Origin of the sequence: Saliphagus sp. GCM10025334, assembly GCF_042663485.1 — an archaeon.
In the GTDB taxonomy this organism is placed as follows: Archaea; Halobacteriota; Halobacteria; order Halobacteriales; family Natrialbaceae; genus Natronosalvus.
Window position 1 is genome coordinate 668,049 of sequence record NZ_JBHTAF010000002.1, and the last position, 26,761, is coordinate 694,809.

Consider the following 26,761-nt stretch of genomic DNA (forward strand, 5'->3'; position numbering starts at 1 on the left):
AAGCGTCGCGAAAAGCACGGGCGGCGAGTCGATTTCGGTCACCAGAGGGCTCGTGGTCGAGGTCCGAGATCACGCTTTCAGTCGGCGGTCGGCGGTCGACGCTTCGATCCGATCACGGACGGCAATCCGTACGTCCAATCACGCGCCACCGGCCAGCGCCGAGGCCGTCACGACCTGGACGTCGGCCGAATCGACGTACTCGAGCAGGTCGACGAACGCGTCCTCGGACATCCCGTCGGAACCGCCGATCTCCTCGAAGCGGATCACGGCGAGTTGACCGTACTGGTCGGCGTAGTCGACGTACTGGGTCACTTCCGAACCAGCCGTCCCCGAGAACGTACCGACGTTGTGCGGGTCGGTGAGCGGAAGTCCGTTCGGGCCGCCCCCGTAGCGGAACGCCACGTCGTAGTGTTCCTGAACCAGGTCGTAGGTATTCGGTCCCATGATGTTCCGCGGCGTGACGAAGTAGTTGGCACCGTCTTCGAACCCGCGGTGTTCGAGGAACTTATTCGTCCGTTCCATCGTGCCCTCCTGTTGCTCGCGCGTAAACTCGTTGAGGTTTCTGGAACCGGTTCGCGGGCGAGCGGCCATGTCCCAGCCGGCGTCACCGAGGTCCTGCATCTGATCGTGCGTGAGGCGTCCGGTCTCGCCGACTGCTTCGGGGATGACAGCCTCGACACCAGCGAAGCCGAACGACTCCATGTGCTCGAAAGCGGTTGCGTGGTGGGACTCGAGGGTGCCGTCGAAGAGGAACAGCACCGATCCCTGGCCTGAGCGCTCGGTCACGCGAAGGTCGTCGATCGCAAAGTCGATCGGCCCCTCGTTCGAACCGCGCCGGTGAGCGATGACCCGGAATTCGCGGACGTCCGTGAGGTCGGGCGAGGTATCGACGTTCGTCGTCCCGAAGTCGACGCGAACCCAGCGGTCGACCGGTCCGGTGAGCACCCGACGCAACGTCACCTTGTTCCGCGCGTTCGGTGCGAGGACTTCCAGCGTGATCATCAACTGTTCTCGGCCCGAGTACTTGACGGCCATCGAGAAGGCCGCATCGGACAGATCCATGCTCTCGGGGAGCATGAACGAGGAACCGGCGGACTCGTTACTCTCGCCTGCGTGCAGCCGGGCGGACTGCGATCCCGCGTAGGGGTCGTCGGTCGTCGCCTCGATGGAGCCACCGTTGAGCAACGTGGCCCAGTTGTCGAGGGACTCGAAGTCTTCGAGCGTCTCACCCGGAAGGTGGTCGAGTTCGCCGTTCGAGTTGTTCTGGGGGGACTCGGTCTCGTTACCGTTGCCGGTGTCAGAGCCGTCCGACGAGTTCGTCTCGCCGTCACTCGAGTCGGACGGAGACGAATTCCCGTCGTTCGAGAGACAGCCCGCCAGTCCGAGTGCACCAACCGTCCCAGCAGTCCGAATGAACGATCGTCGATTTCGGTTCGTCATCACCAGAGTGGTCAACACGTTGCACCTTTCTTATAGAGGTAATAGGTGGCTCGAGCGAAACACCTTATGTGGTGGAAATACGCCGTATACGGCGCTTATCCACTCGATAATAATGGACGCGGGGTCGCTATTCGGGGTAGATGCCACGCGTTAGCGTTATCATCCCGACGTACAATCGGGCCGGCTCGCTCGTGCGCGCGATCGACAGCGCGCTCGAGCAGACGATCGACGATCTCGAGGTCGTCGTCGTCGACGACGGCTCGACGGACAACACCGGACTGGTCCTCGCCGAGTACGACGACCCGCGGGTTCGTCCGGTCGTCCACGCGACGAACCAGGGGGCAAACGTCGCTCGCAACACCGGCATCGAGCACGCGCGCGGCGAGTACGTCGCGTTCCTCGACTCGGACGACGAGTGGGATCCCACCAAACTCGAGAAGCAACTCGCAGCGATTGAGGACCGCGGCGACGACTGGATCGGGACCTACTGCGACACGGCGTTCGACCTCGAGGGGACCAGCGGTCGACTCCGAGGGGTCGCCGCGAGCCTCCTCTCGCGGACGGACGAGCAGCCGACGATGGAGGGCAACGACGACCTGATCGGCGAGATCCTGTCCGACGGCGTCCAGCCGGGAGCCGGCTCGACGCTGCTCGTTCGAACCGACGTCGCCCGCGAGATCGGGGGCTTCGACGAGGAACTTGATCGCTTCCAGGATCCCGAGTTCTGTCTCCGCGTCCTCGAGCAGGGGAAACTCGCGTACGTGGACGAAAAGCTGGTCGTCCGCGAGGAGACGGGGCACCCGCCAGCGGACGTCGTCCGTCGAGCCGACCAGCAGTACCTCTCGAAACACGAGGACCTGGTCGATCGGTACGAGGTCGAGGGGTACGAGATTCGCTCGAGACACCAACTCGTCCTCGCGAAGCGGTACCTCGCGGAGGGGCGATTGCTCCGGGGGGCCTGGCACCTGCGAAAGGCCGCCGTCTCCGCCCGGCACTACCCCGGCCTCCTCTGGGCGACGGGATCTGGCGTCCGGCGACGGCCGCTTCCGGTCGTCGCCTCGCTCGCGCTGGTCTTCGTCGCCAGCACACTCGGCCGACGGACGCTCACGAACCGCGTTCTCGATCGATCGTCGACGCGATAGCAGCTCGGAGACTCCAGACATTCTCACCTGTCGCTGACGGTCTCCGGTAATGTTTCATTATGTGAAAACAATTGCCGAAAATAGGCCCCTCAAGGGGTCTCTCTCGCCCTTTCACCGTTATCGCCGAGATAGTAAAGCCAGTTCGAGCGCCAGTCCGGACTGGCATGGATCGAGGTTCAATCTCACGTCGATCGCTACTGACTGCTGCTGGCAGTTGCGCGCTGGCGAGTGCCGGCGTCGCGTACGCGAGCAGAGGTACCGCGAACGAGGGAAGCACAGCGGCCGACGGATCGGCCGTTTCTCGCGATACCTTTACCATCCTGTCCGGCACCGACCGGGAGACGACCGGATACGTCACGCAGGCGGAGGCAGACGGACCGACGGTTGTCGTTCTCGGCGGGATACACGGGAACGAGGTGGCCGGATACACGGCCGCCGGCAAGATCGCTGACTGGGAGATTACGGCCGGAACGCTCGTGACGATCCCCGAAGTGAACGCCGCCGCGATCGAACGCGGCACGCGAACCGACGAGGAGGGCACCGACCTCAACCGGCAGTTTCCCGAGGGTGAGGAGCCACGAACCGACCTCGCTCGCGCGGTCTGGGACGTGCTCCTCGAGTACGAACCCGACGCCCTCATCGACCTTCACGAGTCGGTTGGGGTCTACACCGGTGACGACGTCGACGGGGTCGGACAAGCGATTTTCCACTCGAGCGACGACGGGGCGGCGGCCGCCGCCGAGGAAGCGGCGGCCCTCGTCAACCAGGACTACGTCGACGACGACCTCGCGTTCCAGACCGACGACTTCGCGGGGCCGGACGCCTCGCCGTCGGGTCTGGTCGCACACAAGGCGGCGCGCGAACTCGAAATACCTGCCTTCCTGGTGGAGACGCTCTCGGTCGACGTCAGCCTCGAGACGCGCGTCCAGTGGCATCTGGCGATCGTCGAGTCGCTGGTCGGAGATGGGCTCTTCGCTGAGGACGAAGAGGGCGAAGGCGGCGAAGACGACGAAGACGACGAGACCGACGTCGAGGACCCGGACGTCGACGATCCGGAGGAACCCGAACCGGAGCCCGAACCCGAACCCGACGACCCCGACGCGGGCGAGCCGGGTCGTGATCCGGTCGCCGAAATCCGAACGACGCCCGAAGACGCGGCCGAGCGGACGCTCTCGGTCGACGATACCGTCGAACTCGACGCCTCCTGTTCGCGTGCGCCGGAGGGCGAGATCGTTCGCTACGAGTGGAGCGTCTACGACGAGGGCAGTTTCGACAAGACCGGACGAACGATCGACGTCACGATCAGCGGGGAGGGCGACCATCCAATCGTCCTCCGCGTCGAAGACGACGGCGGACGAACCGATACCGCGGAGATCACGCTCTCGGCGGGGAGTTCCTGAGTTCCACTCGAGGAAAGCGACTGGCTGCACCACCTCCGCTCGTGTGGTGAGGTGGCGCGGTCTGGCGCCTCGAGAGGGTCGTCCGGACGTGAGCACACTCGCTATCGATCAGGCTGTCTTACACGATATCTCTCGAAGGACTGGTACTCGCTCGAGTGTCGTCAAACGCTAACGACGAGACGAGTGACTCCTGGCGATTCGACCGAATCAGTTTCCGGACGTGCGCATCTCCCAGAGTTCGTCGAACGTGATGACCTCCACGTCGGACTCGTCGATGTAGGCGAGCAGTTCCTCGTAGTCCTCCTCGGGCATGGTGTTGTTCGCGGAGAACTCGTGGAAGTTCAAGATCGTACACTGGTTGTACGCGCCGGCGAGGTCCACACAGCGTTTGGCGATGTCGAGGTCGTGACCGATCGTCCGGGGCAGCGCCAGCGGATCGAAGCCGTGGACGTTCGTGGTGTTCACGTTCCCGGCCTGGTTGAAGCCGCCACAGTAGTGGTACTTCGAGATGTACTCGAGGCTGGTGGCGTCGTAGCTGTTGTGCGGGTAGACGATGAAATCTGCGCCCATGAACTCGTGCTGGATGAGCCAGTTCTTGTCCCCCCTGAGGCGACCGTCCAGTTGGTCCTCGTCATCGTACTCGTGCATGCGAGAGTGAGTCCCGTGGGTAACGATCTGGTCACCCGCTTCCTGTCGCTCCTTGAGTTGCGAGGTCGACATGATCCCATCGCGGGCCTCCTCGGACCATCGGGGGACGGCGGCCTGGACCGCACTGAAGCCGTACTCGTCGTGGAGTGGGCTCGCTTTCTCGAGGAAGTCCAGGGTTCCGTCGTCCCAGGACAGCATGACGTATCCATTGTCGGCCGTTGGGACTGCGCGCAGGTCGTCGATCCACACCTCCGCCTCCGGCATCGAGTGGAGCACCTGGAACTGGAGGGTGGCGACGTCGTCCATCATGGGCTCGATCGAGCTCTCCTCGAACACGCCGGGGCTCGAGCGGAACCATCCGACGTCGGGCGCGCGGTAGGTGATCTCCCGGAGGGAGTAGACTCGCTCGCTGCCGTAGGAGTCGACGACGCGAACGTTGATGGTGATCCGATCTGGGGTCGTCGTTCGCACGGCGAACGAGAGGTCGAGGTCGGTCAGATCAACGTCCGAGAGTTCGCGCTCGACGACGATGTTCTCGTCTTCGTCCGCCGTGAGATGGAAGCTCTGTGACCCGTCGAAGACGACCTCCTCGTCGGCTTCGCCCGACCCCTGTACGACCTCCCACGGACCGAGATCCTCGAAGTCGTCGATAGAGTCGCCCGGCTGGCGGTACTCCTCGCGGCTGTTGTACTCGGTCTCGAGTGCCGGCACGCCGTTGCCGTCCTCGTTTCCGTCGGTGTCGTTGCCGTCTTCGCTCCCGTTGGAGTCGTTGCCGTTGCCAGTATCGTTACCGTTCCCGTTACCGTCCCCGTCTCCGTCCCCGTTACTACGCAAGGAGTTCAGGCGATCAGTACAGCCCGCGAGCCCGGCCGCCATCGCAGTCGCACCCGAGGTGGCCAGGAAGCGTCGCCGCGTCGTGTTGTCTCGCGTCATTGGTACCCGGCAGTACCGGCAACGACCCCATTATTATAGACGCGATAGACCCCTCGAGCACTCATCCGATACCGCAGCAGACCACCGCAGCAGGTTCCAATCCCAGAATCCCCGAATTCGGGCGCGATTCGAACCAAGTCCGTCGGTCGCTCGAGGCTTAATGACGCCATAGTAAACGACGCGGCGCCAGATACTGGTAGGTACACAGGCGAACGCGCGACGGCCCCACCACGATCGGCGGGACGCCGTCGACGGTTCGTTCGAGGGAGACATTCGACGATGAACAAGGAACTATTCGGCGTGTTTGGAAGCATCGAGACGTTCGAACGTCACCGGTCTGTGGAGGCGTTCGACGACGTACTCGCAGGAACGGAGATCACGGTCGGTATCAGAGACCCCGGTCTCGGTACGCCCGGCTGGAGCGCCCGCTACGCCGACGAACGTGGTATCTGTGTCGTCTGGGGGGAAGCTTACGTTCCCGGCGACGAAACCAACGCGGCTCGCTGGCTGCTCGAGCAGTACGATTCCGAAGACGACGCGGCGTTCGACGTGCTGAACGGATCCTACCTCGCCGTCGTCGATCCCGTCGACGACGACGCCTTCGTGGCGACCGACCCGGTTCGCTCTCGAGAGTGTTTCTACACCGACGAGTCGGGTGCCCGCACGTTCGGGACCGACGCGGCCAGCGTCGCCCGGACGGTCGATGAACCGACGGTGAACCGAAACGCCGTCCTCGAGTACCTCCACCTGGGCGTAACCCTCGGGGAAAAGGCTGCCTTCGAGGAGCTCTCGCGATTGCCGATAGATAGCCGACTGACCCAATCCGGGGTGGAATCGTTCGAACGCTTCGTCTACCAGCCCCACCAGTTCGATTACGTCGACGAGCTGGCTACTCGGCTGAAACGGGCACTGGAACGGCGATCCATCCTCCCGGGGCGAAAGGGGTTGCTCCTGTCGGCCGGTTACGACTCCCGCATTTTCCTGCCAACGATACCCGACATCGACCGGTGTTACACGGTCGGAACGCCGTCAGCCCAGGAGGTCACCGGCGCACGGCGCGTCGCGACCCAGTACGGGGTCGACCACGTCGCCTTCGAGCCCGACGAGCACTACCTGCTGGCTAAAGAGTCGAAGACCAGGTACGGACAGGGTATCAAAGAGTCACTCCACATCCACCACGCCGGGTACACCGACGAGATGAACGTCGATACGATGTATCACGGCCTGCTCTGTGATACGTTCTTCCGGGGCCACTTCACCGCACAGGACACGATCGAACTCTTCGGAACGGAGGTTCCGCGAAACAGACTCGATCCAGACCCCAATCCAGTCGACTCTCTTCTCGGAAAGTTCGGATACGATCGGGAGTCGAGTGAAGCTCTCTCCGAGCGCATCGCCTTCGACGAGGACCCCGAGCCGTTCGTCCGGGACGCGATCGCCGAAGAGTTCGACGCCGTCGGCGACCGCGCCGTGACGACCCAGAACTCGCTGACGTGCTGTGGAATCGCTAACCAACCGTCGATCCCGTTTCACAATCACCTCGCGGACAACTTCTTCGCGTCGTTCCTCGCGGCCGACATCGAACTCGTCCGGTGGCACCTCGAGACGCCACCGGCCCACCGAACGACCGACACCTTCCTCGAGGCCTGCGAACGCCTCGATCCCAATCTCCTCCACCATCGTCCGCCCGATCGTCCGCACGACGTGACCCTGCTCAACGAGGCCGAGCGGTTTATCCGCCGGAAGACGCCCCTGCTCGAGCCGTTCGAATCGCCGTGGCCGGACCGCAGGTGGATCTTCGATCACTACGGACTCGACCGAAAACTCCTCCCCGAGCTCGAACACGTACACGGGCTACCGGCGAGACACAAGTTACGGCTGAACGATCTCAACCGGTGGATCGGTGCTTCGACCGACGACGTCGACAATGCTCGTTCGTGGCTTCACCCGAGGTCAGTAGCGAGAGACGAAAACGGAAACGACGACCGTTCGACGCAGCCACTTCCCCTGTAACGGGCTGTGCGTGTGACAGTAGTGGACTGTTTCGGTGAGTAATAGCCCAAAAGATGCTCTGTAGTCGGTTTCAAATTTCTCAACAACGGTTCTGTCACCGTCTTTCACACACGTTCGTTCGCGAAGGTGTCCAAATTGGTGAACGTACGGACCGATGAGTCATTACTCGGTTTTGCTCGCCTCAACGCTCTCTAATGGGCTCGTAGTACTGTTCAGAATCGAAAAATGAGGAGAATACTTATAACCCATCACTTGTTTGGTTGGAATATGCGTCTGACGCCGTCTTGGGTTCGTTCGTCGCGAGACGCGTCTTCGGGCACTCAGTCCGTCCCCGACGACAGCGCTTCACCCGCACCCGAGGTACCAATCTATTACGCGACCGACGAGTCGACGGATTCGTCGTCGACTCCGTCGGTATCGGCCGCCTCGTTCGTGCCAGAATCCGATAGGGCGCTCCTCGAAGAAATCGCCGAGCTAGGAGCGCCAGTCACAGTCGACGAGCTCGCGGACCACCTCATCTGGCCGGCTGATCCGCCGATCGAAACGTGGGCCGACGTTCACGAACTCCTCTACGACGAACGGCTTCCGGGGCTCGAAGCGGGAGGAGCACTGGAATTCGACGCCGAGAAAGGAATGATCGAACACGTCCGAGAAACCGAAGATCACACCGAAGACGTCTGGTTTTCTCGACCAGTCCTCGGATTACTTTCGCTCATCTTGCTCGCGACGACGCTATTTCTCGTCTCGACTGGTGTCGTCACGGCGACTCCGTTCTAACACTGCCATCCGACGGCTGTCTCAACGTAATAACGTAGTCTTCTCGAGAAAACGTAGCTGACACAGAAAGGAGGGCCGTCGTCAGCACGGTGAGACGACCGTCGTCCGATCAACGGGAGACTCAGTTAACGAATCGCCCAGCAGTCAGTACCGTAAACAACAGCAGTATCAGCGCGCTCAGGCCGATGCCAGAGAGCAGTGAGACGAACGGTAGTTCGAAGATCGCGCCCAGGAAGACCAGGTAACACAGCGCAGTCGCTCCCAGATAGTAATCGTCCCAACCGCCGCTCGCGCTGGGCTCTGCAGACTCCTCGTCCGTCGGTTCTCCAACCTGGAGGTACTGGTCGACGTAATCGGCCAGTGGCTCTCGTTCGACGACCCCGCGGTTCTTCTGGTAGGAGATAATGCCGGCCTCGTCGAGTTTCGACAGGTGTGACTGGTAAAGCGGGATGTACACACGCTGGCGCTGTGCGGACGTGAGCTGGTCGACGGTCGTCTCGTGTTCCCACGCGGCGACTTGCTCTGCAACGTCGCGCATGCGGACGCTCCCCTCCGTATCGCGCAGATACTCGAGCACGAGCCGGCGACGTTCATTTTGCAGTAGATGAAAGAGTTCGTCCTTCGAAAATGGGACGTCCTCTTCCGGAGCATCGGCGCTCCCATCAGTCGTCTGCTCGTCCTCTTCTTCAGGGCTGATATATTCGGACTTCATCGCACCAGTCTTCTGGAAACAGTTCCGGGTAATAAAGGATAGAAACCGTCCAGCGATGAACGATTCATTTTAGTTGAATTCACGGGCCGTCCCAGACATTTTCTGTCGTTTTAATACCCAGTTATTAGCAACTATAGGCCCCATACTGCCAGAATCACCTTTATATAAAATATCCAACTACTAATTGATTTCGCTCAAAATAGGACGGTATTAGCCACCGTTCAAGACCATTTTTTGGCCATGTGAGAGGCCAGTCTCGAGAGAAGGGCGAAGATAGCAAAACAGTGTCTGGAACGTTACATTCCAGGTCATATTCCCCGTTTTTTCCGCCTGTAACCCCCGAGAATTACCGTCCAGATAATAAATGACCGTGAGGACCTCTCGAGAACCAATGAGCGACAACAACTGGTGGTTTCTCGATCTGGCCGCCGTCGTCGCGGCGACCGGATTCCTCTCGTTCGGCCTCCTGCTCGGCGTTCCAGGCGTCGCTCGAGTGGCATTCGCCCTGCCGCTCGTGTTATTCTTGCCTGGATACGCGCTGATCGCCGTACTGTTCCCAGACGCGCCGAGCGACGACTACCAGCCGTTCGATATCGACCGCACTGGGCTTCGAAACCCACTTTTAGTCTCTGGTGGTCTGGCGTCGACGGAGCGGATTATCCTGTCAATCGTTGCGAGTATTTTTCTCGTTCCCGTGATTGCCCTCATTGCGAGCGTAGCCCCTAGGGGTATTGCTCCGGAAACGGTCATCCTCGGGATTGCAGGATTAACAGGTCTGTTGACACTTTTTGCGATCGTCGCACGGTACCGATGCGCACCCGATCGCCGATTCGCGTTGACGGTCGGTATGTCCGGTCTCCTGTTCAGTCGATCGAGTCGATCCACTGGCGTGTCCACGCGACCGTTCAATATCGCAATCGTCATCGCACTCCTGGTTCTCGTCGCAACGACCGGCTTCGCGGTCGCCAACCCACCGACCTCAGAATCGTACACTGAATTCGCGTTCGAGACCGAACCTATCACGGGCGATACCGACACGGTGTACCAGGCCAGCTACGCAGCGGGCGAGGCCTCGGACGTGACCGTTTCGATCACGAACCACGAGGGAACGGACCAAACGTACACTACTGTGGTTCTTCTCGAGCGGGTGAGCTACGGGGAGTCAGACGCAACGGTTGAAGAACGAGAACAGCTCGCGAGCGAATCCATTACACTCGCAGACAGCCAAGAGGAACAACAGACCCTCGAGATGACGCCGACGATGCAAGGGGACGACGTCCGGCTGACAGTGCTGTTGTACAAAGGGGAACCGCCGGCCGATCCCTCGACCGAAAATGCCTACCGGGCGGTGCAGGCACCGATCGTGGTGGAGTGAATGTGGCCATGGGAGCACCTGCTGTTCGCGTACCTGCTGTACTCGTTCTACACCAACGTCGTTCGGAGACGCAGTCCGTCGGGGCCTGAGACGCTCGCGGTCGCCGTCGGCTCACAGCTGCCGGATCTCGTCGATAAGCCGCTGGCCTGGACGTTCGGCGTCACCCAGACCGGCTACTCGGTCGTCCACTCGATTTTCGTGGTTCCGTTCGTCTGCCTGGCTGTATACGTACTCCTCCACCGCTGGGAGCGCGGATCGATTCGACAGGCAACCGCGTTCTCGATCGCGATTCTGTCCCATCTCGGCGGGGACATCGTCTATCCGTGGCTTACGGGCGGCCATCTCAACCCGAGAGCCGTCACGTGGCCGGTCACATCGCCGCCGACGGTCGATCAGGGGAGCTTCCTCGATCACGTCGTCATCTACGGCAACCGATCCCTCGAACTGTTTCTCAGCGGCGATATCCCCCAGGAGTTGACAGTGCTTCTCGGTCTGCTGGTCCTCACCGTCGTCCTGTGGGTGTACGATGGGGCGCCGGTCGCCGCCGACTGCTGGCGGTGGGTGTCCCGGCGGACGTAGTTCGATTGTCCGTCCACACACGCCCGGCACGTCTTCAGTCGTCGTCCACTCACGCCCCTGCACCCTACACGCCGTCCGTTGCAGCGATAGGGACGACGAGTAAGATGCTCGAGCGACGCCCCACCGAAACGAACGGATCCACTTGCAACGACGTCCGATACGTGAGGAGGTAACACTGTTCGTCTGCCAGAACGAAGATCGATACCTGTGCTGGGCGAGGGAGATGAAAGTGACACACCGCTTCTCACGTCTCGTGTGGCGTTCGTCTGAAGCCGTCCGAGACGTTCGTGGCGCGGTCTGCGGGCGGGTCCAATCATACCGCCATCTCGTTCTCACGGACTCGAGATGGATGACACGCTGCCTGGACGGCTTCCACTCGAGCACGAGTTGTGCTTCCCACCCTGGGTACGTACACGCACACGTACGCACTCGCTCGAGTGGTAGTCACTCAGTCGATAGCGACTCGAGCGCTCGTGACGTCGTGTTCGAGTGAAAAGTCAGCGGCACGCAGACGGTGTGACCGGCCCATCAGTTCGAAACCGGCGACGGCGTACAGAAATTGACGTCACCGTTATCGTACACCGTCGCCTGGGTCGGACGACAGATCTGTGAGCGATCGACCGACTTGAGCTGCGCCCGATCGTCTTCAACGAAGTAGGCCACGGACTCCGTCTGACTGGTCCGGTAGACCGTGTAGTCGTGTTCAGCGACGCCGTCTTCGGGTATCGTGACGTACGACGAGGACGGATAGGCGCCCGTCCGATCGAAGACCGTGAAGTACGGATGGTCGGTGTGTAGTTGCTGATCGGGTCGAATTTCGGAGCCGGCCGGGGAGCCAGTCATCTCACCGATCGACGAGACGGCGGTGAGTTCCGAATCGCTGTAGGCCAGCTGTTCGTGTTGCTGGGGGAAGACCGGATTCTCGGTGTTGCTCTCGGCGGCAAAAGCCATTGCCCCAGGGTAGATCAGGACCACCAGGAGCACGGTGACGACCGCAAGTCGGGGGTCGAGGTCGCGAATGAACACGCGGATCGCGATCGCTCCGAGGATCGCCATCGGCGCGTAGAGGAAGGCGAACCAGCGCGTCGGGATGAAGTTTCGAATGCCGAACATCGGTAGCCCCATCACGAAGACGAGCATGAACGCCGACGCGAGCAACAGGGTGAAGACGGACTGCTCCGCCCGTTTCCGATGAACGACGTACAGACAGCCCGCGAACGTCAGTCCGAGCAGGAGCAAGAATCCGAGTGAATCGACGTACGGAACGACCTGATCGAGGAGCGTCGGTGCTGCGACTTCGCTAGCCGAGTCCTCGCTTCCCGTCCCGCTGGCGATGTTGAGAAAGCCGGCACTTTCCTCGATCGTCTGCGTGAAGTAGCTCAGGACGGTCCCCAGGAACGAATCCTGGCGATACGGCGTGAGCGACCAGACGAAGATCGTCAGCCCGAAGTTGAAGACGACCAGGCCGACCAGGTTGACCGGCTTCTTCGTCCGAAACGTGTTCGTATCGAGGCGGTCGAGGCCGAACGGGCCGATCATGAAGACGAGCTGGGCGAGGAACGCGGTCACGAGCACCACGAGCATGATGAACGTCGACACCTGGTGGGTGAGGATGACCGCGAGACTCAACACCAGGAGTAACGTGAAGTCACGGAGCGTGTACTCGATCCGCATGACGCGAATCAGTGCGTAGAGGACGCCGAGGAAGAACACGAGCCCCATGCTGGTCGGGATCAGGTGCATCCCCCACAGGGAGACGTAACTCGCCATGGCGAACAGGCTGGCTGCGAGCGCCGACCAGCGCGGCGAGATCAGCAGGTTCGCCGTCGCGTAGACGAGCAAGATCGAGAGCGGCATCACCACGCCGACGGTCAGGTACAGTGCTGCCCGCAGCGGAACGTCGAAGACGATTGCGCTCGACGCCACGAGCAGGTGATACAGCGGTGAACCGTAGTGTTTATCGTTGGAGATGGCGCTCAGCGATCGCTCCTCAAGGATCGATCCGGCCAGTTCCATGTGCGTCCAGATGTCGATGCCGATGTATCCCGGCGTCGCGTACAGCGCCGTAAACCGGAAGACGAACGCGAAGAGGACGAGCTGGAGCAAAACGAGTCCCGTATTGAACGTCTCGTCCTGCGAGAAGACGATCTGGGCGATCAACAGCGTCCCGACGAGACCCGACAACACGAAGAAGGCGAGCGTTCGCTCGCCCTGTACGAGCGTCAGCGCGACGAGCGCGGACAGGCCGAACAAGACGAGCGTCGGCAGCGCCATCAGGGCCGGTCTCGACAGCGTCGGCATCGCCGGGTTAGTGTCCTGGGCATACAGCGACAGCAGGTACAACCCGCAGGCTAACCCGAGGACGATTGGCACGGTTTCGATGTAGATCTGGGACGCCAGGAACCGGAGTGGAAGCATCGCCAGCGCCAGTACGAGTCCGAAAATCGCGGCGACGGTATCGAGGCGCAACGGCCGGATTCCCGACAGAAACGACGAGTTACGCATTCTCCGTCACCTCGAGGTCGCGAGGCCGGCCCGTGGGCCGGGACCGCCGTCCGAGGACGTCGCGATAGCACTCGAGCAGACGGTCGCCCATTGCGTCCAGGCTCAGTCCGTCGACGACCTCACGGCCGTTCGACCGTCGGTCGCCGTCGAGGACCATCTCGAGGCCCGCGGCGAGGTCGGCGTCGTCGTCGCTCACGACGCAGTTGTCGACCTCGCCGATCGTGTCTCGGACGAAACCGACGTCAGTCGAGACGACCGGCACGTTGCAGGCGGCGGCCTCTTTGATGACCATCGGGCCGGCCTCGCGCTTCGAGGTCACGAGGAGGATGTCGCTGGCGTTCATGTAGTAGGGCATCTCTTCGTAGGGGACGCCATCGATCGTTCGCAACTCGAGGTCGGCGTCGGCGCGCTCGACGATGCGTTTGGCCCGCGGATAGTCCTTCTCATCCCTGTTTGGATCGTACGGAAAGAGCGCGATGCGTTCGTCGGGATCCCAGCCCACGCGTTCGCGGGCGTCCGCGCGTGGGACGGGTCTGAACTGCTCGGTGTCGACGCCGAACGGGATCTCGACGTGGTCGGTGTCGAGTTCGCGCGACATCGCGGGGCTCGGAACGATCGTGGCGTCCGCAAAGCGGGCGCCGTAGCGGCTGATCGACTCGAGCCAGCGCATGTCGCTCATCAGGTCGGTTCCCCACAGGCTCATCACCACCGGACGCGTCGGCTGGGCGAGCGCGAACGGCGCAACGAGACCGTAGTGGCCGTGGATCAGGTCGTACTCTCCCGACCAGACGTGCGAGAGCACCTTCGGATAAAACCGCAGGTAGTCGACGGGCGTCCGCGGCGAGTCGGCAGTGTATTCGCCGGGAACGCCGATGACGGTGCACTCGACGCCACGTTCCTCGAGGACGGAAATCTGCTGCTCGAAGAACGAACGCGTAGAGGTGATGAGGTGTAATACGTGCATGTCGTGTCAGTCAGCGTTAGCGGCGAGCGCCGGCCGATCGAGCCTGGTCCCGGAGACGGTTTCGACCTCCCTGACGATGACGTCTGTCACGTCGATCCGGTCAGCGAGCAGTCGTTCGCGTCGACGGCCCCACTTCTCGGGGTCGTCTTCCTCGATCACCGAGATTGCCTTCTCGAGCGAGCGGGCGTGGCGGTCCGATCCGTTGAAGTTGAACACGAGGCCGTACTCCTCCTCGAGTTCGGTCGTGTACCCGAGCGACAGGGAGTTGACGTACACCGCCGGCGTGCCCAGCACCGCAGCCTCGGCGGTCATCGTCGCGCCCTCGCCGACGAAACAGTCGGCGTACGCGAGCAGGTCGTGCATCCGGTCGGGCGACGTCGTGAGCCGGTTCGATTCGAGTTCGTCGGGGAGGGGAACCTCCGACGTGAGCACGACCTCGGCGCCGGCGTCCTCGAGTCGCTCGACGGCCTCGACCGGATCGTCGAAGCCGCCCTGTCCCATATCGTGCGAGGAGTCCCAACTGCTCAGGCGCATCACGACGAGCGTGTCGTCGGGTTCCAGCCCGGCTTCCTCGAGGATCCCGGGATCGGGTTCGAACCGGTCGGGGTGGAGGTACGCGAGTTCGTGATAGCCCGGGTACTCGACCTTCTTCGAACCGATGTCGCCGTCGTAACACTCCGGCGTACAGACGACGTCGGCGAACGGGTACGCGAGCGCCTTGATGATCGTCGCGTGTTCGGTGTCGTAGAAGACGACGCTCTTCGCACCGACGAGTTTCGCGACGTGGGCGGCAGCGACGCCGCCGATCGCGGTGATGACGTCGGGCTTGATGCGACGCGCTCGCGCCAGCAGTTTCGCCTCGTAGGTCGCCTGGACCGCCGCCAGCGAGAGCAGCGAGTTCGACTCGCCGGCCAGGATCTCGTGGTCGATGTCGTAGCACTCGAGTAAGTCCGTCACCACCTCGTTCTCGCGCGCGAAGACGTGAACGCTGTGACCGTTGGACTCGAGTTCGGCGATCGCGTGCTTGAAGAAGTGGACGTGTCCGGGGTGCTGGATCGTCACGATAACGCGCATCTACCGACGCACCCCCTTCTCCGTGTTCTCACCGGCGTCGATCACCATCGCAACCAGGAAGACGACCGCGCTTGCGACGAACGCGAACCCGGTCGTGAACAGTTCGCGAAGTGACGTCTCGCCCTCGAGGGCGTTCGCGGTAGCGCCGCCGGCGAACGCGACGGCTCCGACCAGCGACGCGACGCCGATCAGGTACCCGAGCGCGGTCGGGTCGCTACGATCGTCGGCGAGGCGCACTCGCATTCGCTGGAGGAAGCCACGCAGCAGCGTCACCGACGTGATCGGGATGAATCGCTTGTAGTCGATGGTGCTCTCCTCGTCGGCGTACTTCGCCGGCATCGAGACGTCGGCGACGCGCATCCCCGCGATGTTGAGCCTGACGAGTAAGTCGTTGGTGTACTCGTGATCGTCCGGCAGTGACTCGATGTCGACCGCCGACAGCGCCTCGTTGGTGATCGCCGTGTACCCGTTTTGTGGGTCCTGGAGGCTCCAGTATCCGCTGGCGACCTTCGTCAACTGCGTCAAGACCCAGTTGCCGAACAGGCGAAACGGCGGCATCTCCCGTCGGCTCTCCCGGTCGGCGAGTCGGTTGCCCTTCGCGTAGTCGGCCTCGCCCTCGACGATCGGATCGAGCAGCTTCGGGAGCTGGTCGGGATCCATCTGGCCGTCCGCGTCCATCGTGACGACGACGTCCATTCCGTCGTCGCGCGCGCGAACGTATCCGGTCCTGAGCGCCCCGCCGGCGCCCTGATTTTCCTCGTGGCGGATCGCGACGATCTCTGTCCCCCCGATCGCTCCACCGTCGGAGAGCAAGGCGCGCGGTGCAACCCGCTCGTCGGTAGCCGGATCGACGCGCCCCTCGTCGGTCGACCGTCTCGAGCGAGCCGCGTACTCCTGGATGATCTGCCAGGTGTCGTCGGTCGAGCGGTCGTCGACGGCGTAGATTCGGTCGACGAAATCGGGCATCGTCTCGAGGACGCCGCCGACGTGCGTTTCCTCGTTGTACGCTGGCACGATGACGCCGATGGTGTGTCCGCGGTACATTATACCCTCCGGTAGACGAAGCCAGCATCAGCGACGGCGTTCTCGTCGAGTGCCGCGGTCACGTCGACCAGTGCCGGTTTCTCGTTGAGTTCGGCGGCGGCGTGCTCGAGGTCCATCTCGACGAACTCCTCGTGCGGTGTACCGAGGAGGATCGCGTCGAAGTCGGTGAAGTCGAGTTCGGTCTGGACGTCGATTCCGAACTCGTCGTGAATGGCGTCGGCGTCTGCGAACGGATCGTATCCTTCGATGCCGATGTCGTACTCCTTGAGTTTCTCGACGACGTTCGCGATTTTCGAACTCCGAATGTCGCCTACGCCGGCCTTATACGAGAGGCCCAGAACCAGAACGCGGCTCTCACAGAGAGTCTTCTGACACTCGTTGAGCGCCTTGATCGTCAGGTCGGCGACGTGCTGTGGTACCTGCTCGTTGACCGCACGGCCCGTCTGGATGAGTTCCGGCGTGAATCCCGCCTGCTCGGACTGGTAGGCCAGGAAGTACGGATCGACCGGAATGCAGTGTCCGCCGACGAGCCCCGGCCGGTAGTCGTGGAAGTTCCACTTCGTCCCGGCGGCCTCGAGGACCGCTCGGGTGTCGACGCCGAGTCGCTCGAAGGCCATCGACAGCTCGTTGACGAAGGCGATGTTGAGGTCCCGCTGGGTGTTCTCGACGACCTTGCTCGCCTCGGCGACCTCGATCGAAGGGGCTCGGTGGACGCCGGCGTCGACGACCGACTCGTAGAGGGCGGCGACGTCCTCGAGTACCTGCTCTGTCTGCCCACTGACGACCTTCACGACGTCCGCGAGGCCGTGTTCCTCGTCGCCCGGGGTCGCCCGTTCGGGCGAGTAGCCGACGAAGAAGTCCTCGCCGGCGGTCATCCCGGAGGCCTCCTCGAGCGCGGGAATCATGACCTCGCGGGTCGCACCCGGGTAGACGGTCGACTCGAGGATCACCGTCGCCCCCGCAGTCATCTTCGAGCCGACGGTGCTCGCGGCTGCCTCGACGAAGTCGAAGTCCGGGCGGTTGTCGCAGTCGACCGGCGTCGGAACCGCGATGATGACGTAGTCGGCGTCGGCGATCTGGCTGGCCTCGGTCGTGTAGGAAACGCCGCTTTCCGCGACGGCCTCGTCGGTGAGGTCGCCGGTCGTGTCGACGCCGTTCTGGAGGGTTTCAACCTTCGACTCGTCGACGTCGAAGCCGACGACATCGAAATTGGCCTCGGCGAATCGGACGGCGAGTGGCAGTCCAACGTAGCCCAGCCCGACGACGCAGATCGTCGCTTCACGTGCGCGTTCGATCGCTGGCTCCTCGAGCGTTCCCTCCTGGCCCCGCTGGGAGTAGTCCGTGACGACGGGCACGTTCGATCGATTCTCGCTTCGCGATTCCGTATTGCTGAGTGGTGGATTCATAGGTACATCACCGTCTTCTTCGTGTGCCGGCCGACCGGGTCCGACCGATCGGAAGGTCGTTCATGTGGCGATCCCGGGAGTGGGACGCGCTATTCCCTCTTTCCAGCCTCCCTCCGTTTACTATACCGCTGATAAAACTGTTGCAGCGGCGGAGACGGTCGTTCTCAGGGCCGGTACCGGCCAGTCACCGGGGTATCAGCCGAAATTGAGCCACAGAAGCGCCTCGAGGGCTTAGCCTGCCGTTAAGCGGGCCTGTAGCGCTTTATAATGAAAAGGGTGTCTCGTATTAGTGGACGTACGGTCGTCCCCGATCGTCGTTTCGATCGGTCGGCTCGGCCGTGCGTGATCATCCGATCACCGATACCGAAACCGATCACCAACCAGCTCCGAAGGACCGAAGATATGACGGCACCCACCTCTCAGATCGATGTTGCCCCGTCCGGGGTCGTACGTTCCCGGGCCGACACTGGGGAGTCGACCGATTCGACTCCACAGCCAGCGCCTGCGAACGTGCGGTCGACAGACGACAGCGCCACCGACCGTGGTTCCACAGCACGCTCCGAGTCGGTGTGTGCGTCTCGTCCCGACGTCGTCAGTCGTCCATCGCCTTCCCGTGAGTGCGACCACCGCACGCACGGAATTGGGCTGTCGGCGGGGATGGCGACGATCGGTAACGGGGCACCCGCGGTCGCGTTCGTGAACTGGTTCACGAACCGGCCCGCATCGGACTGGGACATGGTTCTGGTGACCGTGCTCTCGCTGCTCGTCGGTGGTCTCGTCGGTATTCGTCTCGCGTACGTCCTGTCCGCTCGAGAGATCAGCGTCACCCTGGGGGGTTCACTCTCGGATCCGGCGGGCGACGAACCGACGGACGACCAGCACAGCACCGGGCACGAGTTCCACCATGCCGTCTCGGCTTCCACTCCTTCGTTGCTCCTGAGCGACGAGGGAGAAGTGATCAAGCTGCTCATGCAGAACGACGGAACGCTCCGTCAACACCAGATCGCGTCGGAAACGGGATGGTCGAAGTCGAAGGTAAGTCGCATTCTCTCGGATATGCACGACGAGGGAGTGATAGAGAAGATCTCGATCGGTCGCGAGAATCACATCACGCTGGTTCCGGAGGCACAACAAGAATAACAGACACGCGTCTGTGCGGCGTATCGGTCGCCGTTTGTCGATCGCAATCGCACCACACCACCACCACCACCACCGCAATCGCAATCGCAATCGCAATCGCACTCACCACAGTACACCTCACGACCGAGTGCTCCGGTTCAGCGTATTCTCGGTACACGTCGAAGGTACCGACGGAGCGACCGCCGGTATCGGCTTCCATTCTTTCGATGCTTCGTCCTGACCCCTCCGATACTGGCGGGGCTCACCGGGCCACCGGAGAGCTCCGGCACTCTTGGACCCGTCTGTAGGCGTCGCTCGAACGACGAAACGGCTCGCAGTATCCTCACGAGAGGGCTCGAGGAAACTCTGGCTCCACTGTACCGCCCGTCGACCTGCGCCGACGATCGAGAACGCACTCGAGACCCGGCCGGGCTCGACGAACGCGTCCATCAATGCCACGGACGACCAGGCCACGAGACGGAGAGAATTATCGGGCGTGTCGACACGGTCGGTGAGCTGCTCTCGATACCTCGGCGATGTAATGATTGTTCGAAGGAATATCGGCCGTCAGCCACCCGTCTGACGACTCCTCGGGGAGCCGAACCCCAAACGAGATCAGTGGTCTGAGTGGGTCTAACCCATTGATACCGGCACCAATGATCGGTAGAACGTACGTTCGTATCCTGTGAAACGGTTTTAACAGGGAACTATGAGGGGCCAGGATGCGTCTTACCTGAGGTATAGTAATACCGTCATTCCGTCTGGTGAACGAGTAGATGCCCACCCGCCAGCTGGCGGAGGATCACGGGTACCACACATCCATGACACGAACTAGCCGCCATCTACGCACCGCTGTCTCGACGAGCACGACCACCAAAACCGACGCAGTGGTCCGGTCGACCGCTGGTCGGTCGTCTCGTTCGTCCGTCACGGCACCGCCAGCCGCGGCGTCTGCTCCAGAGGTGAGCGGCTAATGTGTGGAATCATCGCGCGAGTCGGTCGCGACGACGCGACCGAGGCGCTCCTCTCGTCGCTCGAGAACCTCGAGTACCGCGGCTACGACTCCGCCGGGATCGCCGTCCAGAACGGCTCCGGCGTGAAGGTTCACAAGTGCTCGGGAGAGGTCGCCGACCTCAAGTCCCGCCTCCAGACGAAACCGAGCGGGAACATCGGAATCGGGCACACCCGATGGAGTACCCACGGGCCGCCGACGGACGCGAACGCCCACCCTCACACAGACACCGCGGGTGACGTCGCCGTCGTTCACAACGGCGTCATCGAGAACTACGACGAACTCAGGGACGAACTCCAGGCGAAGGGCCACGTCTTCAGGAGCGACACCGACACCGAGGTCATCCCGCACCTGATCGACGAGTACCGGGCTGAGACCCCCGACACGGAGACGGCCGTTCGACGCGCCGTCTCGACGCTCGAGGGAAGCTACGCGATTGCCGCTATCGTCGACGGCGAAGAAGCCGTGTACGCCGCCCGAAAGGGATCCCCGCTCGTCCTCGGACTCGACGCCGACGAGTGGTACCTCGCGAGCGACGTCCCCGCGTTCCTCGATCACACTGACGAGGTGATCTACCTCGAGGACGGCGACGTCGTCGTACTCGAGCCCGACAGCTACCGGATCACCGATCTCGAGGGCGCCCCGATCGAGCGGTCGGTCGATACCGTCGAGTGGGACCCCGAAGACGCCGGCAAGGGCGAGTACGACCACTACATGCTCAAGGAGATCAACAACCAGCCGACATCGCTCGCCAACACCATCGAGGGGCGAGTCGACGACGGCGAGGTCGTCCTGGAGGACCTCCCCGCGGGGACGTTCTCCGAGGTCGAGTACGTCCAGTTCGTCGCCTGCGGAACCTCCTACCACGCGGCGATGTACGGCACCCAACAGCTCCGCGAGGCCGGGATTCGGACGGAAGTCGTCCGCGCGAGCGAGTACGACTCGACCGCAGGACCGGTCTGTGAGCGAACGCTGACGGTCGCCGTCACCCAGAGCGGCGAGACGGCCGACACACTCGAGGCGCTCCGCAGCGCCGCCGAACAGGGGGCGCGAACGCTCGCCGTCACCAACGTCGTCGGTTCGACAGCGGCGCGAACCGCCGACGGCGCGCTGTACATTCGGGCGGGGCCGGAAGTCGGCGTCGCCGCGACGAAGACGTTCTCCTCGCAGGCGGTCACGCTGACCCTGCTCGGTCAGCGACTCGCCGCCGACGTACCCTCCGCTACGCCCCGGAACGACCAGGCCGAACTCCTCGAGGACCTCGAGCGGCTTCCAGGCCAGGTCGAGACGCTACTCGAGTCGACGGATGCGAAGCGACTGGCGGCGGCGTACGTCGACAGCCCGTCGTACTTCTTCATCGGGAACGACCTGGGTCACCCGGTGGCGCTCGAGGGGGCCCTGAAGTTCAAGGAGATTACCTACGAGCACGCGGAAGGGTTCGCCTCGGGCGAACTCAAGCACGGGCCGCTCGCGCTCGTGACCGACGAAACGCCAATCTTCGCCACCTGTACGGGGGCGAACGACGAGAAGACCAAGACGAACGCGATCGAAGCCCAGAGCCGAGGTGCACCGATTATCGCCGTCGGCCCCGAGCGGAATCCGCTGACCGACGTCGCCGACGCCCAGCTCGAGATTCCGGAGACTCACCCCGTCTGGGCGGGTCTGCTGGCGACAGTACAGCTCCAGCTGGTGTCGTACCACGCGGCGAACCAGCTCGGTCGACCGATCGACAAGCCACGGAACCTCGCGAAGAGCGTCACGGTCGAGTAGTCTCTCTCGGCTCTTTCTCGCCTCCCACTCGACGTTGCGCTCAGTACCATTACTAACAGTCATCGGACCACAACAAGGAACCGTCGACCAGTACCGCTCACAGCGATTGTACGGCTCGAGTCGCGAGCGGCTTAGTAGCCGTATAATGAAAGGCTGACGGTTGGTACGAGAAGTATGGACACAGCCGTCTCGAGTTCGCACTCGAGTCACGATCGACCGACACACCAGAGGTAAGAACCATGGAAAATTACGACCAACAGACGAACGAGACGCGATCGATCCACACCGGCGTACAGCTGTTACTCGTCTTCATCGGCGTCGCCTTCCTCGTCGCCGGGCTGGTACTCGCCGCAGGCGGATCGAGCCTCATCGGATCGGATGGGCCAGTTGGCGGGCTCGCACCGTGGGATTCGGGCTCTTCGGGTGACGACGACGAATTCCAGCAACCTTCCGAGGATGGAGATTCCGACGGGGGTGACGATCCGAGCGGCGATGGCGATAGCGATGGCGGCGAGCAGACCGAAGACGGATCGGACGGTGACGAGACGGATACTGATGGCGGTGGCGACAGTGGTGATGGCGAAGATAGCGATGGTGGAGACGGTGATGGCGGAGACGGTGATGATAGTGATAGTACCGATGGCAGTGACGGAAGCGATGACGACGGTAGTAGCGACGACGGCAGCAGCGGTGACGATGGGAGTGATGACGGCAGCGACGATGGCAGTGACGGCGACGATGGCAGTGACAGCGACGATGGCAGTGACAGCGACGATGGCAGTGACAGCGACGACGGTGATAACAACGACAGCGACGACGGCAGTGACGGCGAAACGTCGACACTCAGCCTCATCGTCGAAGACGAGGACGGCAACCCGATCGAAGGCGCCACCGTCCAGGTCGAAGACGACGGGATGATCTTCGGATACAGCGAGGAGAAATCGACCGACGGAAACGGGTTCGCGGAGTTCGAACTCGAGGACGGCGAGTACGAGGTCACCGTGACCGCGGACGGCTACGAAGGCGCCCAGACCACCATCGAGATGTCCGGCGACGACGAGATGCTCATCGCCACGCTCCAGGAGTCAGGCGATAGCGACGGCGACGACAACGAGACGACCAACGACACCCAGACCGACGGCTAACGCCAGGTGACTGCGGACCTGGCATCCGACCGCACTCGATCGTCTGTTTTTGTGCGGATTCGATCGCTTTCAACGCTCGACGACTAGGTAGTCGACACGGGAGACGGCGCTCGAGAGCTATACCTCGGACCCAGAATTACCGCTGCTCATCAGCCACCGGTGTCCCGGAAATCAGGCGTTCCGCCCCAGTTCCGCGAGCAGGTGGCCGACGTGAATGCGATCGCTCGCCCCTTCGGTCATCTCGAACTCGACGTCCGCCGCGAGGCGGTGCATCCGCGCGAGCGCCTCGCCCTGGTAGCGCTTCCTGGCGACGGTCAGGATTTCCTCGAGGACCTCCCCACCGTCGAGTCCCTCGTCGACGAGCAACTCGTCGAGCGTCGACCGAGCGTCGGTGAACGCGCCCGCCTCGGCGTCGTCGAGCATGGACTCGACCTCGTCGCCGTAGCCGACGGTCCCGATCGTCTCGTAGGCCGTCGACATCGTGAGTTCGCCCTCGGTTTCGACGGTCGTCTGGGCCGCCAGGATCGCCCGCCGGAGGTTGCCGTCCGCGTAGCCCGCGACGAACTCGAGGCCGTCCCGGTCGTAATCGACGTCCTCGGCCTCGACGATCCGCTCCAGGACGGTGACCGTCTCCTCGCTCGAGGGCGCGCGCATCGAGACGGGGAAACACCGCGACCGAATCGGCGGGATGAGCTTCGTAGGCTGGCGCGTCGCGAGGACGAACTGAGTCGTCCGGTGGTGCTGTTCCATGATTCGGCGTAGCGCCTGCTGGAAGTCCTCGCGAACAGCCTCGGCGTTGTCGAGGAGGACGGTCTTGTACGACCCCGAGACGGGGGCGTAACTCGCCGATTCCTTGAGGACGTGGTTGATCATGTCGCGTTTCGACATCGACGACCGGCCGGTCAGGAAGTGTGCGAACCGAGGGTCGTTCTTGATTTCGGTCTTCGTCCGCCCGAAGAAGTCCGCGACGTTGATGATGATCAGGTCGTTGTCCGGGTCGTCATGTGCCGCCGCCGCAAGTGCCTTCGCCGCCGCCGTCTTCCCGCTTCCAGGCGGGCCCTGCAAAATGAGGTTGATCGGCTCCTCGACGGCGCGCTCGAGGTACGCACGAGCGTCGTCTTGGGGCAACTCCTCGAGAGTCGGCGCGTACGTTTCCGTCCACAGCGGCGCGTCCATCGCCTGTCCGTAGGGAGGGGTGAGGTAAGAATCGGTCGGTTAACGGGAGCGGTCAGCGGTTAGCGGTCAGTACCTCGGACGCTACCCCTCCTGGATCTGGTCCTCGTCCGACGGGAGCGCCGCTTGAATGCGATCGCCGTCGACGACGATCGGATCGGCGTTCGGGAATCCCTCTTCCGCGTCGTACTCGTCCGACTCGCCCGAGTAGAGCACGACGAACAGGGTTTCCTCGCCCTCGGCGTCGAACTCGAGAGTGACGTTCTCGTGGGTCCCCGCCGAGAGGTTCTCGCTAATCCCACGAACGGCCTGCGACTCGTTTTCGACGGTCAGGAACCCGTCTTCGGGGAGCGTGACGTTGACGGTCGCCGTCGACTCGTTCGCCTCGAGTACCTCGAGGTCGGGTGGTGTGTCGTACTGGATGGTGAGCGTGTCGAGCTGGCCGTGGTCGGTCGTGTAGATGCCAATCGTCCGATCGCCGGGGTCGAGTTGCGCCGTCTCGAGTTCGAAGCTGACGGTGGTGGTCTCCCCAGCCTCGAGGGAGACGATCCTTCGCTCGAGCACCTCACCGTCGACGCGAATCTCGACGTGCTGGCGATTCTCGACGTCTCGTGGGTTTCGGACGTCGCCCTCCACGGTGACGGTTTCGTTGGTCGTCGCCGTCGTGGGAAGTGAGAGCGATTCCACCTGGAACGAGTCGGTCGGGGCGTCGCCCTCGCTCTCGTTCAGGGTGACGCTCGCGGTGTCGCTGACCGGGTAGCCGTCCTCGATGTACGGCCGGTCTTCCTCGCCGTCACTCTCCTCGAACATGTAGGTCCCTTCGTTCGCCGTGTCCTGGTGAACTGTCGCCGTGAGTTGTCCGACGAGGTCGCCGCTGTCCTCGTCGTCCTGCTCGATCGTGACGTTATCGTACGAGTCGGCATCGAGGCGGTCGGAGACCGCGACCGTCTCGCCGGCGCTGTTCGTGATGACGATGAACCCCCCATCGGAGAGCGTGACCGACTCGACCTCGACGCTCGAGCCGTTAGTCGTCTGATCGGGGAACGTGATCGACGCCTCGGGTTCTTCTTCGACGCCAAACAACGCCGGCGCCTGACCGACGGCGAGTCCAGCAGCGAGGACGACGGCGATAGCGACCAGTAGCGCGAGCAGCAGTTTGGCCGTTCCGAGCGAGAGGTTCGAACTCATCGAAGCTTCGAGTACATCGTCTTACGAGACACACACGGTAAAATGACCGGTTCGTTCCCATCGAATTGCCGGTGTAGTCGTCGAATACCGGTTCGATCACGTCGACTCTATCGCCTCGCTCTCGAGGTCGGACGCGTCGACGGTCGGATTCGGATTCGAAGCGGGTTTAGCCCCAGCGGACTGATCACGGACCAATGACACTGTGCGTGACGTACCTGGGGACGAGTGGGGCGATTCCGACGACCAGTCGGAACCCGAGCAGCCTCTTCGTCGCCCGCGAGGGCGAGCAGTTCCTGTTCGACGCCGGCGAGGGGACCCAGCGCCAGATGATGCGCTTCGGAACGGGTTTCTCGGTCTCGCACCTGTTCGTCACGCACACCCACGGCGACCACGTCCTCGGGATTCCGGGCCTCCTCCAGACGATGGCGTTCAACGACCGCGAGGACCCGCTGGCTATTCACTGCCCGCGCGGGACGCGCCGTCACCTTCGGTCGCTCGTCTCGCTGCTCGGCAACCGACCCTCGTTTCCGGTCCGAATCAACGAGGTCGACGGCGGGAGCGTCGCCTACCGCGGCGACGACTACGAGGTGCAAGCGTTCGACACCGACCACGACACTCGATCAGTCGGCTACGCGCTGGTCGAGGACGACCGGAAGGGCCGCTTCGACCGCGAGCGAGCCGAGGAACTCGGCGTCCCCGTCGGCCCCGCCTTTTCCAGACTCCACGAGGGCGAGCCGGTCGAACTCGAGGACGGCACCGTCGTCCGGCCCGAGCAGGTCGTCGGCGAGCCACGTCCCGGCCGGTCGCTCGTCTACACCAGCGACACGCGCCCGACCGAGGCGACCCTCGAGGTCACCGACGACCCCGACCTGCTGATTCACGACGCGACGTTCGCCGACGACTGGGCCGAGCGCGCCGACCACACCGCTCACTCGACGGCGCGACAGGCCGGACGAATCGCCAGCCGGGCCGGTGCGAAGCGCCTCGCGCTGGTGCACCTCTCCTCGCGGTACGCCGGCCGATCGACGCCCCACCTCGCGGAAGCCAGGGAAGCCTTCGACGGTGATCCGGAGGCCGTCTCAATTCCCGACGACGGGGACTCCCTGAAGATTCCGTATCCGGACGAGTGAGACGATGCTCGAAAAGCGACGAGTCGACCACTCGAGGCGACGATCGAGGGCGATTCGTCCAGCCGGTGGCGGGAAGCGTTCGGCGACTAACAAGCGCATAAACTAGACATGTCGGAAACCAGATCATATATTAACGAGACGGTAGTCGAATTTAGATTCAGTTCATCGACTTTACGTTCGTAATTGCTATATAACTCATCGTCGACCGGCCG

20 protein-coding genes are annotated in these 26,761 nt (G+C 62.9%); 10 read left to right on the forward strand and 10 right to left on the reverse strand.

What is annotated here, in order from left to right:
• Positions 1-138: 138 nt before the first annotated feature.
• Positions 139-1,440: a polysaccharide deacetylase family protein gene (locus tag ACFQO4_RS11615; protein ID WP_500261062.1), complete on the reverse strand. Its 1,302-nt coding sequence runs from the start codon at positions 1,438-1,440 to the stop codon at positions 139-141.
• Positions 1,441-1,580: 140 nt separating this feature from the next.
• Between ACFQO4_RS11615 and ACFQO4_RS11620 the strand changes: the two genes are divergently transcribed.
• Together ACFQO4_RS11620 and ACFQO4_RS11625 are read left to right on the forward strand one after the other, a co-directional pair.
• Entirely contained in the window at positions 1,581-2,582 is a 1,002-nt protein-coding gene (locus ACFQO4_RS11620) for a glycosyltransferase family 2 protein (protein ID WP_500261063.1), read from the forward strand.
• A 164-nt stretch (positions 2,583-2,746) separates the two neighbouring features.
• Positions 2,747-3,982: a PKD domain-containing protein gene (locus ACFQO4_RS11625; RefSeq protein ID WP_500261064.1), complete on the forward strand. Its 1,236-nt coding sequence runs from the start codon at positions 2,747-2,749 to the stop codon at positions 3,980-3,982.
• A gap of 207 nt (positions 3,983-4,189) precedes the next feature.
• On the opposite strand, the gene ACFQO4_RS11630 is transcribed toward ACFQO4_RS11625, so the two are convergent.
• Positions 4,190-5,563 carry a polysaccharide deacetylase family protein gene (locus tag ACFQO4_RS11630; RefSeq protein WP_500261065.1) on the reverse strand — a complete coding sequence of 458 codons (1,374 nt, stop codon included), beginning with the start codon at positions 5,561-5,563 and terminating at the stop codon, positions 4,190-4,192.
• A gap of 279 nt (positions 5,564-5,842) precedes the next feature.
• On the opposite strand from ACFQO4_RS11630, the gene ACFQO4_RS11635 reads away from it, so the two are divergent.
• On the forward strand, positions 5,843-7,576 hold the full coding sequence (locus ACFQO4_RS11635; protein ID WP_500261066.1) for a hypothetical protein: 1,734 nt from the start codon (positions 5,843-5,845) through the stop codon (positions 7,574-7,576).
• A 267-nt stretch (positions 7,577-7,843) separates the two neighbouring features.
• Positions 7,844-8,353: a hypothetical protein gene (locus tag ACFQO4_RS11640; RefSeq protein WP_500261067.1), complete on the forward strand. Its 510-nt coding sequence runs from the start codon at positions 7,844-7,846 to the stop codon at positions 8,351-8,353.
• A gap of 121 nt (positions 8,354-8,474) precedes the next feature.
• Here the strand turns inward: ACFQO4_RS11640 and ACFQO4_RS11645 are convergent, their stop codons facing one another.
• Entirely contained in the window at positions 8,475-9,065 is a 591-nt protein-coding gene (locus ACFQO4_RS11645; protein ID WP_500261068.1) for a DUF7344 domain-containing protein, read from the reverse strand.
• 391 nt (positions 9,066-9,456) lie between these two features.
• Here ACFQO4_RS11645 and ACFQO4_RS11650 point away from each other — a divergent pair, with 391 nt between their 5' ends.
• Positions 9,457-10,440 carry a DUF8471 domain-containing protein gene (locus tag ACFQO4_RS11650; RefSeq protein WP_500261069.1) on the forward strand — a complete coding sequence of 328 codons (984 nt, stop codon included), beginning with the start codon at positions 9,457-9,459 and terminating at the stop codon, positions 10,438-10,440.
• Complete coding sequence (locus ACFQO4_RS11655) at positions 10,441-11,019, forward strand: metal-dependent hydrolase (protein ID WP_500261070.1); 579 nt, start codon at positions 10,441-10,443, stop codon at positions 11,017-11,019.
• A 528-nt stretch (positions 11,020-11,547) separates the two neighbouring features.
• Here ACFQO4_RS11655 and ACFQO4_RS11660 read toward each other — a convergent pair.
• Genes ACFQO4_RS11660 through ACFQO4_RS11680 form a run of 5 tightly spaced genes read right to left on the reverse strand, consistent with a single transcriptional unit; the run spans position 11,548 to position 18,012 of the window.
• On the reverse strand, positions 11,548-13,524 hold the full coding sequence (locus ACFQO4_RS11660) for a glycosyltransferase family protein (protein ID WP_500261071.1): 1,977 nt from the start codon (positions 13,522-13,524) through the stop codon (positions 11,548-11,550).
• Positions 13,517-14,488 (reverse strand): glycosyltransferase family 4 protein, encoded by a 972-nt coding sequence (locus ACFQO4_RS11665; RefSeq protein WP_500261072.1) that lies wholly within the window; start codon positions 14,486-14,488, stop codon positions 13,517-13,519. The genes ACFQO4_RS11660 and ACFQO4_RS11665 overlap by 8 nt, the downstream gene beginning before the upstream one ends.
• A gap of 6 nt (positions 14,489-14,494) precedes the next feature.
• Entirely contained in the window at positions 14,495-15,562 is a 1,068-nt protein-coding gene (locus ACFQO4_RS11670) for a DUF354 domain-containing protein (protein WP_500261073.1), read from the reverse strand.
• Entirely contained in the window at positions 15,563-16,606 is a 1,044-nt protein-coding gene (locus ACFQO4_RS11675) for a glycosyltransferase family 2 protein (RefSeq protein WP_500261074.1), read from the reverse strand. It abuts the gene before it with no gap.
• A complete protein-coding gene (locus ACFQO4_RS11680) occupies positions 16,606-18,012 on the reverse strand; it encodes a nucleotide sugar dehydrogenase (protein ID WP_500261075.1) in 1,407 nt (468 codons plus the stop codon). Before ACFQO4_RS11680 ends, ACFQO4_RS11675 begins: the two co-directional genes overlap by 1 nt.
• 510 nt (positions 18,013-18,522) lie before the next feature.
• On the opposite strand from ACFQO4_RS11680, the gene ACFQO4_RS11685 reads away from it, so the two are divergent.
• From ACFQO4_RS11685 to ACFQO4_RS11695, 3 genes are all read left to right on the forward strand, one after another.
• Positions 18,523-19,152, forward strand: coding sequence for a helix-turn-helix transcriptional regulator (locus tag ACFQO4_RS11685; RefSeq protein ID WP_500261076.1), 630 nt, complete (start codon positions 18,523-18,525; stop codon positions 19,150-19,152).
• Between the two features lie 952 nt (positions 19,153-20,104).
• The gene (gene glmS, locus ACFQO4_RS11690; protein ID WP_500261077.1) at positions 20,105-21,913 is read left to right on the forward strand and encodes a glutamine--fructose-6-phosphate transaminase (isomerizing); all 1,809 of its coding nucleotides are present in this window, start codon (positions 20,105-20,107) and stop codon (positions 21,911-21,913) included.
• A 239-nt stretch (positions 21,914-22,152) separates the two neighbouring features.
• On the forward strand, positions 22,153-23,058 hold the full coding sequence (locus tag ACFQO4_RS11695; protein ID WP_500261078.1) for a carboxypeptidase-like regulatory domain-containing protein: 906 nt from the start codon (positions 22,153-22,155) through the stop codon (positions 23,056-23,058).
• Positions 23,059-23,229: 171 nt separating this feature from the next.
• On the opposite strand, the gene ACFQO4_RS11700 is transcribed toward ACFQO4_RS11695, so the two are convergent.
• Positions 23,230-24,234: an AAA family ATPase gene (locus ACFQO4_RS11700; RefSeq protein WP_500261079.1), complete on the reverse strand. Its 1,005-nt coding sequence runs from the start codon at positions 24,232-24,234 to the stop codon at positions 23,230-23,232.
• 81 nt (positions 24,235-24,315) lie between these two features.
• Positions 24,316-25,419 carry a DUF7282 domain-containing protein gene (locus ACFQO4_RS11705; RefSeq protein WP_500261080.1) on the reverse strand — a complete coding sequence of 368 codons (1,104 nt, stop codon included), beginning with the start codon at positions 25,417-25,419 and terminating at the stop codon, positions 24,316-24,318.
• A gap of 194 nt (positions 25,420-25,613) precedes the next feature.
• Between ACFQO4_RS11705 and rnz the strand changes: the two genes are divergently transcribed.
• Positions 25,614-26,549 carry a ribonuclease Z gene (gene rnz, locus ACFQO4_RS11710; RefSeq protein ID WP_500261081.1) on the forward strand — a complete coding sequence of 312 codons (936 nt, stop codon included), beginning with the start codon at positions 25,614-25,616 and terminating at the stop codon, positions 26,547-26,549.
• The last annotated feature ends 212 nt before the right edge of the window (positions 26,550-26,761 follow it).